At 57.4% G+C, this 9934-nt stretch carries 11 protein-coding genes and 1 CRISPR repeat array; of the genes, 5 read left to right on the top strand and 6 right to left on the bottom strand.

The features are described 5' to 3' along the window. From KUL93_RS11745 to KUL93_RS10765, 3 genes are all read right to left on the bottom strand, one after another. Positions 1–156 (bottom strand): AAA family ATPase (locus KUL93_RS11745; protein ID WP_217127047.1); only part of this gene is annotated, 156 nt, incomplete at its 3' end. Next, a complete protein-coding gene (locus KUL93_RS10770) occupies positions 113–550 on the bottom strand; it encodes a hypothetical protein (protein ID WP_217127046.1) in 438 nt (145 codons plus the stop codon). The genes KUL93_RS10770 and KUL93_RS11745, both read right to left, overlap by 44 nt. Beyond that, positions 547–1059 (bottom strand): hypothetical protein, encoded by a 513-nt coding sequence (locus tag KUL93_RS10765; protein WP_217127045.1) that lies wholly within the window; start codon positions 1057–1059, stop codon positions 547–549. Before KUL93_RS10765 ends, KUL93_RS10770 begins: the two co-directional genes overlap by 4 nt. A gap of 334 nt (positions 1060–1393) precedes the next feature. Between KUL93_RS10765 and KUL93_RS10760 the strand changes: the two genes are divergently transcribed. Next, complete coding sequence (locus KUL93_RS10760; RefSeq protein ID WP_217127044.1) at positions 1394–1597, top strand: hypothetical protein; 204 nt, start codon at positions 1394–1396, stop codon at positions 1595–1597. 34 nt (positions 1598–1631) lie between these two features. Here the strand turns inward: KUL93_RS10760 and trfA are convergent, their stop codons facing one another. After that, a complete protein-coding gene (trfA, locus tag KUL93_RS10755; protein WP_217127043.1) occupies positions 1632–2528 on the bottom strand; it encodes a plasmid replication initiator TrfA in 897 nt (298 codons plus the stop codon). A 253-nt stretch (positions 2529–2781) separates the two neighbouring features. After that, a complete protein-coding gene (locus tag KUL93_RS10750) occupies positions 2782–5049 on the bottom strand; it encodes a Piwi domain-containing protein (protein ID WP_217127042.1) in 2268 nt (755 codons plus the stop codon). 171 nt (positions 5050–5220) lie between these two features. Between KUL93_RS10750 and KUL93_RS10745 the strand changes: the two genes are divergently transcribed. The 4 genes from KUL93_RS10745 to KUL93_RS10730 all read left to right on the top strand — a co-directional run bounded on the left by KUL93_RS10745 (position 5221) and on the right by KUL93_RS10730 (position 8498). Next, on the top strand, positions 5221–5694 hold the full coding sequence (locus tag KUL93_RS10745) for an outer membrane lipoprotein (protein ID WP_119336243.1): 474 nt from the start codon (positions 5221–5223) through the stop codon (positions 5692–5694). A gap of 52 nt (positions 5695–5746) precedes the next feature. After that, complete coding sequence (locus tag KUL93_RS10740; protein WP_217127041.1) at positions 5747–7456, top strand: UvrD-helicase domain-containing protein; 1710 nt, start codon at positions 5747–5749, stop codon at positions 7454–7456. A gap of 92 nt (positions 7457–7548) precedes the next feature. Continuing rightward, the gene (locus tag KUL93_RS10735; protein WP_145981825.1) at positions 7549–7938 is read left to right on the top strand and encodes a hypothetical protein; all 390 of its coding nucleotides are present in this window, start codon (positions 7549–7551) and stop codon (positions 7936–7938) included. 23 nt (positions 7939–7961) lie between these two features. Beyond that, entirely contained in the window at positions 7962–8498 is a 537-nt protein-coding gene (locus tag KUL93_RS10730) for a hypothetical protein (protein WP_217127040.1), read from the top strand. A 326-nt stretch (positions 8499–8824) separates the two neighbouring features. After that, positions 8825–9130: a CRISPR direct-repeat array (repeat unit 37 nt; unit sequence TGTCACAAGCCCAACCGGTTGGGATAAGGGTGTCGAC). 143 nt (positions 9131–9273) lie between these two features. Here the strand turns inward: KUL93_RS10730 and KUL93_RS10725 are convergent. After that, positions 9274–9934 (bottom strand): PD-(D/E)XK nuclease domain-containing protein (locus KUL93_RS10725; protein ID WP_217127039.1); only part of this gene is annotated, 661 nt, incomplete at its 5' end.

Genomic DNA, 9934 nt, shown 5'->3' with positions numbered 1-9934 from the left:
GACAAGCCGCCAGGCGTACGCCGTTTTGTCGACGTAGTAGTAGCCCTCTTCGCGGATTTCGCGAAAGGTTTGGATCCCGATCGGGAGTTTGCGACGCACGGCCTTTGCCGTGCTACTGGTCATGGTCGTTTCCTGCAAGCCGCCTGTTGCGACCATTTTCGCACAAATAGAAAACTTTCTTCATGCGCCAGAGTCGCCGACTCCATTCCGATACTTTGCCGCTCCACGTAACCAATGCGTACATGATCCCCCAGACACGCGCGTACGCTGCGTGCAAGTCATGATCTTCGACACTGTTTTTGAAATTGTCGTAGTCGATGGCAAGGATGCGGTTGGCGATCGTATCGGCTACGACGTAACGCGGTACCGTCGTGCGGTAGCGGTAATCGGTGTGGCGGGTTTCTTTGATGGGGTGGCCCGGAAAGACCTGCTTGATGTCGCTTTTGCGCCGTGCACGCACCAACAACTGCGCGGCAGCGCTTACCAAGCGAAGTCCAACGGTGATCGGGCTTTTGGCTTGGTGTCGTCGTCCCGCACGTGCGCGACTCACTCCACCGGCTTCGCGCGTTCCTCGATGCCAAGCAGTACCTTGACTGCGTAGCGGATGAACGGACGCAAAAACTCAGTCCGCATGTGCTGCATGTCGTCCGTCGGCCAACGCTTGTAGGCGTCGGCGATCAACGCCCCCAGCCACAGGAAAAAGACGCGGTGCGGGTCATCGTCCGCGATATGCCTGACTTTCGGCCAGAAATCGCGAAGATCCGCGCGAAACTTCCCTTTGATCGTCACGTCGTGGTACCCCGGAACGATCTGCCAATCCTTGTCCCGGCCAGAGATGATATCGGCGTACCGCTTCGCGCGCTCCATGTAGCGATCTTCCGACTCTCGCGGCGTCAGCTCGCCCCGGATCACTTGACGCAGGTCGGTTTCGACCTCGGAGCAGTAACCGGCGATCAAGCGATTGACGACGTCCGGATCACCCAGATATCGGTCGCCAGCCCCGACACCAACGAACTGGCCTTCACGTAATTGCGCTTCGACAACCCGAGGATCTCCCATGACCAATCTCCAAAAGTCGGCTCAACGATGAAATATTCGCACATTGCTAAGTGCGACACTATACCGATGCCGTTCTGGAGTTGGCTCCGAGCACGCGGCATCATTTATACGGTTGTTTTACCGAGTAGCCTATTTTTAGGAACGACAGTTCGTTGCGATAGGAATTTTCTACCCAGCGGCGCGCTTGCGCCGCTGAGGGGCTGTGTAGAAAAGAGCGAAGTTATCCACAGGCGCTTCCTAGTAGAAATAAGTAGAAATATAGTAGACGGTCAAAAACCGCTTGTAACTTATTGAATAATAATAGCTTTTTTGACAACCGCGCGACGCTATACCGATGCAGGCGCGACGCTATACCGAAAAAGCGCGACGCTATACCGATGCAGGCGCGACGCTATACCGATGCCGAACGACTGTTCAAGAGGTGGAGAAAGCGCGACGCTATACCGATGGCCAGACACCGTCGGTCGTCTCGGGTGCGCGACGCTATACCGATGCCAATTCGTTGTTTTTCAACAAAAAACGGTGTTTGAGTAACTGAAAATACTTTCTGATCGTGCAGTGTCGCACCGCTTTTATGCCGTGATCGCTTTGGGGATCCAGAGCTTCAACAGCTCCCGTTGCTTCTTTTTGTCCAGAGTGATCTTGTATTCACTGACGATGTGCAACCGTTTCAGCTCATTGCATGCCTTGGAGAGCGACTCTTTGAAATCGCGCATTCTTCCGGTGTATTCCATTTTGCTCTTGAGCCATTCGAGTTCGTAAGACTGGATGGGGTCGGAAGAAGTAGCAACGAGGCGTTGCAGGGTTTTCGCCATGTCCTGACCCCGTTTGATCTGCAATCGCAAGTCGAAGTTGATCAGGCTGTATTCGCGGTTGCTGAAGAGCTGTACCCAGCGGGGATCGAGTTGGTAGCAGTACTCGTCGCTTTTCTCATCGAACGCAAAGCCGCTGATGAGGTGAAACGCCTCGGCGTAGCCGATCTTGTAGCGTGTGCTGCCGTCGGATTTGCGCACTTCGATGTAGAGTGTCGCTTCGGTCATCGCCCGCATTCTGCGATGGAGCCACTCGTAGTTCTGCTTGCCCGTCGCGCGCCCGATCCGCCGCAACAGCTGCGCTCGGTTCAATGTCACCCACTCCCCTAACGGTTTTTTCTGGGCAAACCAGATGAGCGCCATCATGAGGTCGCAGTCGGCTTCGTCGAGCTGCTCTCCAGTGTATTCGATCACAGCATCCGAGCGGCTGACCATCTTCGTTTGTCGATGAAATTTGCGGCGGCCGCGCGCAATAGGAGCAAAGAGCGAGGAGCGGTTCACATGGTTGGGAAAGGCCCCTAGATCGAACCCCGGTAGGTACATCTGCACGGGCTGAGAGGCCATCTTTTGATCTAGGCGTTGCAACGCCTCGGCTGCTTTCTGTTGGACCCAGGCAATGGGGTCTTCTTTGGCTCTCAAAGCACCGGTTTCGATCACCACCCGCCCTCCTTCTTGTTGTGGCAAGACGAAAGAGTAGCACTTTCCGCTCCGTTTGGGGTGATGGTTTTGGGCGTGGTCGACAACGAGTGGTCACAACGCACCGACGGGCTCAGTTGGCGCAACATACGCAATCACGCTTTTCTCGAGTACGTCGAGGGCGCGTAAGCGATGCGCGCGATCGGTAGCCAGAAATCGCCGTCGAGAGCGATGCCAACGGCAATGTACGTCTCGATGGACGTTTGCGCGAACTTCACAGGTAGACCGGGCAGCGTCGATCCATTTTCGCCAGCGCGTTCAGACTGCTTTCTTGTCGCAAAGTGGCGAAGCGGTCGGCGTGATGCACGGTGATGGGTAAGCGGGGGTGGCGAAAAAGTGAGGCACCGTGAAGGTAGCTCAGCAGGTAGGCCTGCTCTACGAGCACAGGGAATTCGGTCTCTCCGTAGCGTTTGCGGAGCTTGAACGGTCGCACCGATCCCTCATTGAATTCGTCGTGCCCGTAGGTGACCAGAATTGCCGTATCGCTGTCGGGCAACCAGACGACGTCTCCTGCCTTGGGGTTGGTGTAGGCAAACTTGCCTTGCTCTTCGCCAGGATGTCGCCGATACAGACGAGGGGAACCACTTTTGATTACTTCCAGGATGTCGATCGCAATGCCATGGTGCGATTCAAAGCGTGTGATGACGTCGAACGATTCGTGCCATTTTCCATCGCGGTGGAGGACAATCCGCTGCGGCTTGTCGGCGAACACATTGCGGTAGGTTTCGATGCTCTGTTCGAGCAGTTGTTCGAGTGAGGCGTCCTGGAGCCGTTCGCCGCGTTGCCGTTCGCAGAGTGTCCAGCCGAGTTGGGCGCCGTCGCGCGCAAAGAGGAACGCCGCTGCTGGTGCGCGCTCTCGTTGCCCTCCAAGATCGATGCCAAGAAAAAGGTCTGCTTCACCCGGCAAGTTGTCGAGAGTGCAGAGCACGCCGCCCGCTTTGGTGTAGAGCCCGGCAGCGACGTTGCTGAAGTAGTAGTCGTTGTAAATGGCCGGGTGATGGTCGAGCAGAACGAATTGGCTGGCTGCGCTGTGGTCGAAGCAGAGATCGCGGAGCTTGGCCTTCGGCGTCTGCTGGGTGATGCCAATGAGCAGAATGGTTTCATCGGTACGGTCGAGGCGATCGAGAAATTGCCGGAACGCTTCGATCGTCGGATAGTGACCTTTTTCGGTGGTCCAGGTGGGCCGTTTTTCTGGATGCGGACTGGTGAGTTTTTTGAGTTTTTCGCGTGTGGCTTGGTCGATCGCGTCAAAGCAGGCGCTTTGCTGGGAAGTGATGCTGCCCACGGTGACCGAGACGATCCGCCGCCGGGTCATAGGACGGAAGGCACCACAGCGAAACGCCTGGCGCTCTTTGGTGCCATTCTGGTCAGCGTGGAAACGGAGCACGGGAGTACGGTCGATTCTGCCCCCCAACGGCGGGTCGAGCTGAATACGGTTGAGCTTGACCCGTTCTCCGTCGATGGGCAGGGTGGTCGTTTGCTGGATGATTTCCAGGAGTGCACCGATCCGTTTCTGCATCGGCAACCGCATTTTTGGCGACATCTCGGCCAGCAGTTCAGGGTCGATGGTCTCGAGTGACTCAAAGGTAAAGACCGGTTGCAAGAGCTGGGCCAGGTGGGCAAGACGCTTTCCGTTCGGGTAGATCACCCAAACCACTTGGGAGCACCGCGCTGCGTCGAGCTCCGCCTCTTTGATGTGGCCACGTTCCCGATGGTATTCCAGATAGGCATAGGTCTTTCCCGACTGGTTGTCGCAGAAGGTGCTTTGCGGTGTGAGCGTCTCGGCAATGCCATCAAAGGTGCATGTCCTGATCTTGCCGTCGGCAGTGGTGTAGCGGTGACGAAGCTTTTCGATACGCCAGTTGGGGCGCTGCGCAAGCATCCATTGCAGGGTGACATGATCAGCCGCATTGATGGTGTGGCGCAGATCCAGTTGTAGCCAAGCGTCACCATCGGGAAGCACCAGAGGATCGAACTTCAGAGTGCGAAAGATTTTGAGGTAGTCGGCTCTGCATGGCTGCGCTGTTCGTTCGATGAGGGTGGGAACGTTGGCGCCGTTTTCAGGCCGCCAGCGGTTGCCGAGCTGGCGGGACCAGACAGGAAGGGCGTTTTTGACGATCTGGGTGAGCAGCTCTTGGATCGCGCGGCGTTCGCTCTCTTTTTGCGCTTCGAGCACGACCCGACGCGGGTTGGCGATCACGAACGGATATTGACGCCAAAGTCGGCCTTCGCATGTCGCTAGCGGCGCAAAGGTAAAGATGTTCCAGGTGCTGGCCCCGCATACGCCGACGACCGGAACGTAATCGTTGCTGTGACGCAACACGGCCGCACAGCCTCTGACGATCCTTGCGGGCGCCACGTCCTCCTCGGTCACTGGGCTGAGGAGTTGCAGGTCATAGCAATAGAGGGACAACTGGGCAAATGAACGATCGACGCGCAGCGCCAAGATGCCCAGTTCAGAACCGTTCTTCATGCCGCTCATTGCAAAGTCCCTTGTCCGTCATGGGAAGTTCTTGTGCCGATCGTTATTTTGCCGGAACCAAGATGGTTGTTCTGCCTGTTCAACCACCGCACGCAGTACATGACGATGAAAAAAGTTTCCGTCACCGTCGTTATAGGAGTGTCAGGGTCAATTGCATAAAGGAACGAAACCATGATGCGTCGTGTTGGTGTCGTGTTTTCTGCAGCTGCTGTTCTGCTGGTCTCCGGTTGTGCGTCCACGATGTCTGCCAACGACTACGCGCGCAGCGCAGCCATGCAGGAGATGGAGGTCAAACTGGCCACCGTGCTGTCGGTTCGCCCGGTTCGCATCGAGGCACCTGAACACGCTGGCGGCGCAGGGGGAGCCACGGGCGCCTCTTTGGGCGCGATCGCTGGTTCCAATGTCGGCAGTGGCCGCGGAAGCTTAGCCGGGGCAATCGCAGGTGCGCTGATCGGTGGCGTCATCGGCGTGGTCGCCGACAAAGCGGCAAATACCCGTGAAGGAATCGAGATCGTCTACCGTCTGGACGACACGGGGGAGACCAAGGCGCTGGTCCAGGGGCGTGACGAATCGGCGGAAATCAAGCCGGGCGATCGCGTGCGGATCATGAAAATGGGTTCGCGCGTTCGGGCCGTGAAGCTTTGAGGTCGGGAAGCGGGCTGGGTTCGTGGCAACAGACGAAGAGAGGAGAAAAAGGATGTCGTTTTTTGGCAAGGTCTTCGCGAAGAAAGCAATCGCTTCTACCGACGAGCGGCACGAGCCGAAAGAGCCGATCAAGCCCGTGGTCGTGTCACCCAGCGAAGCCGAAAAGGTGGCGAACGACCACGATTTTGTCGATACCCAGTTGGCGCAGGCAATCGAGGCAGTGGCCCGGGAAGAGATGCGCCAAAAGGTCGCGGTTCGTCTGCCCCACGCCCAAATGACCGACGAGCAGCGCGACGTGGTCGAATCCACTGCGCCGTTCCTGGCGGTAAACGCTTACGCCGGTGCGGGCAAAACCCACACGCTCAAAAATTTCGCGCTCGCGCGCAGCGACGAAAAGCTGCTCTACGTGTGCTTCAACCGGAGCCTTGCTGAGGAAGCCAAGCGCAAGATGCCCAACAACGTGCGTGTCGGCACGATCCATGCCATTTGTTTCAACGAGTTCGCCAGGCATGTCTACAAAGACATCAACGGGAAGTTTTCCGGCAAACCGACGTCTGCCGACATCTATGAGGCGAGCGATTTCATCCGCCTGAAGTTGGGGCTTACTGAAGAGGGCTGGAAGCGGTTCTATTTTCCCAAGATCATCCGGCTGCTGGAGCAATTCACCAACAGCGACGCGCTTGACCTTCGCCAGTTTTTGGAAAAGGCGTTCGCCGAAGAGATCGCGCACAAGCGCTTGGAGCCGTTCGTCGTCGATGCCGCGATCGAGACTTGGAATCTCATCGCCGACCCCCGTTCCAAGATCACCGCGTGGCACGACGTCTATGTGAAGATGTGGCATCTCAGCAACCCGTCGATCTCGGGCGGCTACCAGTACATCTTGCTCGACGAGGCGCAAGACGTCAGCCCGGTGATGTATGACATCTTCTTGCGCCAAGAGCATCTCACCCGGGTGCTGGTAGGCGATCGCCACCAATGCATCTACGGTTTCCGCGGTGCGATGAACGCGATGCAGCACGCGGTCGATCACGGCAACGCAACGGAAAAATACATGACGCAAAGCTTTCGCTTCGGCAACGAGGTGGCGCTTTTGGCTTCGCTCATCCTCCAATCGTGGAAAAAAGAGACGCGTCCGGTGCGTGGCAATCCGGCAATCCAGGACGAAGTGCGCAAAGCCACGACCGTGTTCGACCTTGCCCCCAGCGAACAGAGCGCGTACCTGGCCCGAACCAACGGCAAGCTCATCGACACGGCCATCTCGCTCATGGAGAAGAAGATCCCCTTCCAGTTTCTTGGCGAAGTGAAAGATTACCGTCTGCTGATGGCAAAAGAAGTGGCGTTTTTGAAAGCGAACAAAAGGGACAAACTGGGTACGTACCTGCGCAAATTCAAATCCTACTCTGACTACAAAGAGCAGGCCGAACGCGAAGACGACCAAGAAAAGCAGGCGATCTGCCGCCTGGTGGAAAAGTACGGCAAGGATCTCCCGCAGCTGGTGGAGTCGCTCGAACGCACGGTCTCCAAACAAGGGGTAGTGCTTACCACCGCACACAAGAGCAAAGGCGCCGAGTGGGCAGAGGTAATGCTGGCCGATGATTTCCCAAGCCTGATCAATCTCAGGAGCACAAGCAAGTTGAACGCAATCTCCGATCAGGAAGCCAATCTCTACTACGTGGCAGTGACGCGCGCACAGCGCACACTCTACGTACCCAACGACTGTTACCAGTTCTATCGGGCAGGCAAGCGGGTGCAGGGAGGATAGTGGCGTGCTCGCTCCGTTCGTCCTGCCGAGGCCTGCGACCGGTTTTGGTCACGAGCAAGGAATGATTTCAACCATCGATGAAAGGAAAAGCGATGCATATGCGGCAATATCTGGTGCGTGTGCGCGACGGTGTGGCAAAGATCGACCGCAGCGATGAAATAGTGGCCCGCCACGGGGTGATCTTCGTATTCCACCGGATTCCCGTCTGGATGGCGTGGCTGTTTCAGATCGGTTTTCGGTTCGACATACTGTTCCTCACGCTGCGGTTCGACAAAGTATTGGTGCGCCTCGAAGCGTTGCCCGATGGCCGCTTCGCGGTACAGACCCCAACCGGCGTCTCCGTTGCCGGTTACGGGGTCCTGGTTCCGGGCTACTTCCAGGGCCGCAGCAATGTGCGGCAGGGTGAACTGCTGGTGCGCGAATCCCGACCCATTTTCGGCTGGATTCCGCGCACGCTGCGCAACGACGAACATCGGATTTAATTCTCGAGTGAAAGGAGCCAATCATGCGGTATCTGCTCATCGCGCTTTTTTGTCTGACCACGTTCGCATCTGCCGGGGCGTTTGCCGAAAACGCCGCTCCGCTTGGCCTGGAAGTGGGGGTTGCCGATCTCAACACCGTGAAAAAGCAACTGGGCGGCAAAACTCCGTTGCAGCAGGCGGGGGTAAACGAGGTGAGCGGTGGCCCGATCCTCAAAAGCAACGGCGCAGGCTTGGGAATCGACGGGATCGAAGAGCTCTCGTTCGTCTTCGACAAAACAGGCAAGCTCGTGGCAGTAATGATGCAAATGGGCAAACACCGGCTGCGTGAAGTAACAGCCGCGTTGCGCAAAAAATACAAAGTGCAGCAAGAAAATATCCCGTTTGTCGGAGACGCTTCGGCCATCTACGAGCAAGGGGACAGCCTGGTGATCCTCAACGCTCCGCACCTCTCCTTTTCGATGACGGTACTCTACGGAACCCGAGCGTTTCTGCAACAGACCTTGGAAAAGTACTCCCAAGAGCAAGAGGCGCATCAACGGCGGCAAGAGTCGCTGCTCTGACCTGCTGACCGCACGTCCCGCAGCAAAAGGGCCGCTTCCGGTTACCGGGAGCGGCCTCGGCGGTTTTGCACACCCTGAGACGTTCGCGTAACCTGACGTTTCCGTCTTCCCCACCCATACAACGACAAAACGCCCACGCCGCTTCATCGCAAGCCGTCGCTGCGCCCATCACAGCATCCTTCCATCCCCATCGCGCTCAAGGCCTGACGCTGCAGCTTTCCGGTACGGAAAGGGGATTTACCGAAACAAAGAAAAGCAGGTTTCTGTAAAAAAGCAAAAAATGCAGCCGACCAGCGCGCCGGTCGGCTGCAGCACTCCATGAACACGGTGACAAGCCCAACCGGTTGGGATAAGGGTGTCGACTGTTGTTGGGTCGCGGAATATGGCCGCAATGTCACAAGCCCAACCGGTTGGGATAAGGGTGTCGACTTCTTACCTGGAGATCATGCACGGACGCTGCTGTCACAAGCCCAACCGGTTGGGATAAGGGTGTCGACATCGAACAGATGAAGATGAGATCGAATTCTGTGTCACAAGCCCAACCGGTTGGGATAAGGGTGTCGACTCTCGTCGACACCTATCTGCGCCCGCAGTTTGTCACAAGCCCAACCGGTTGGGATAAGGGTGTCGACCTACCCTTTCAGATCCCTTGTGGCGCAAGGCTTTCCGCCCCGTTCCATTCGGGACCTCCCCAATTTTGGCACGAAATCGGCCCGTTTCACAAGAGGTCCCGAATTTTGGTAAAAAGTTTGTGTTTTTTCGTCATGCTGCGCCCTCACGCACGCACCGCATCGACCGCCACGACGTTACGCGCGCGCTTGCTGAATTCGATGCCGACGAGATGTACCGGTAGCTGCTCCCCACGGTACTTCTCGGCGTACCCTTTGGCCAGGAGTTGCGCAAGCGCCGCTCCTTCGGGTTCGTCTGGAACGACCTTGAATTCGAAGAGGTAAATGCGCTCCGGAAGCTTCACGGTAAGGTCGATGCAGCCGTGGTGGGTGACGTCTTCGGCGATGAGCTCCAGCCCCAACGCCGCGAGGTGGCTATAGAAGACGCTGGCCCAGTACCCTTCGTAGTGGGTGATGGGGTTTTTGCGGTACCAGTCGTGCGGGATGCTGGCGTAGAGGCGTTCGAGGTGGTGGCGCAGTCCGTCGATCTCGCCACGCACCAGCGCCTCATAGGCGCTCAGGGTTACCCGTTCAGCGAGCGAAAGGTCGCCCATCAGCCCTTTGAGCAGCGCATCGTTGAGGCTATAGGCGACTTCCAGGTTGGGGTAGCTCAGTTCGTATTCGATGCGTGCACCGATACGCCGCTGTCCGTGAAAGGTCAGGTACCCGGTCTGCCACAGGAGCGCCTCTGGGGCCATCGTGTCGACGTCGAACGCCGACAAGAGCTCCTCGGTGGCATAGAGCCGTTCCAATTGTGGGGTGAAAAAG

This window comes from Hydrogenophilus thiooxidans (assembly GCF_019049855.1).
GTDB classification, from domain to species: domain Bacteria; phylum Pseudomonadota; class Gammaproteobacteria; order Burkholderiales; family Rhodocyclaceae; genus Hydrogenophilus; species Hydrogenophilus thiooxidans.
Note: the sequence above shows the minus strand (reverse complement) of the source record. Positions and strands in the feature narration are given on the sequence as shown.

Coding starts and splice junctions, on each gene's coding strand:
- KUL93_RS10765 (WP_217127045.1), bottom strand. CDS start 1,059: ATGGGAGATCCTCGGGTTGTCGAAGCGCAATTACGTGAAGGCCAGTTC.
- KUL93_RS10760 (WP_217127044.1), top strand. CDS start 1,394: ATGCAGGCGCGACGCTATACCGAAAAAGCGCGACGCTATACCGATGCA.
- KUL93_RS10750 (WP_217127042.1), bottom strand. CDS start 5,049: ATGAGCGGCATGAAGAACGGTTCTGAACTGGGCATCTTGGCGCTGCGC.
- KUL93_RS10745 (WP_119336243.1), top strand. CDS start 5,221: ATGATGCGTCGTGTTGGTGTCGTGTTTTCTGCAGCTGCTGTTCTGCTG.
- KUL93_RS10740 (WP_217127041.1), top strand. CDS start 5,747: ATGTCGTTTTTTGGCAAGGTCTTCGCGAAGAAAGCAATCGCTTCTACC.
- KUL93_RS10735 (WP_145981825.1), top strand. CDS start 7,549: ATGCATATGCGGCAATATCTGGTGCGTGTGCGCGACGGTGTGGCAAAG.
- KUL93_RS10730 (WP_217127040.1), top strand. CDS start 7,962: ATGCGGTATCTGCTCATCGCGCTTTTTTGTCTGACCACGTTCGCATCT.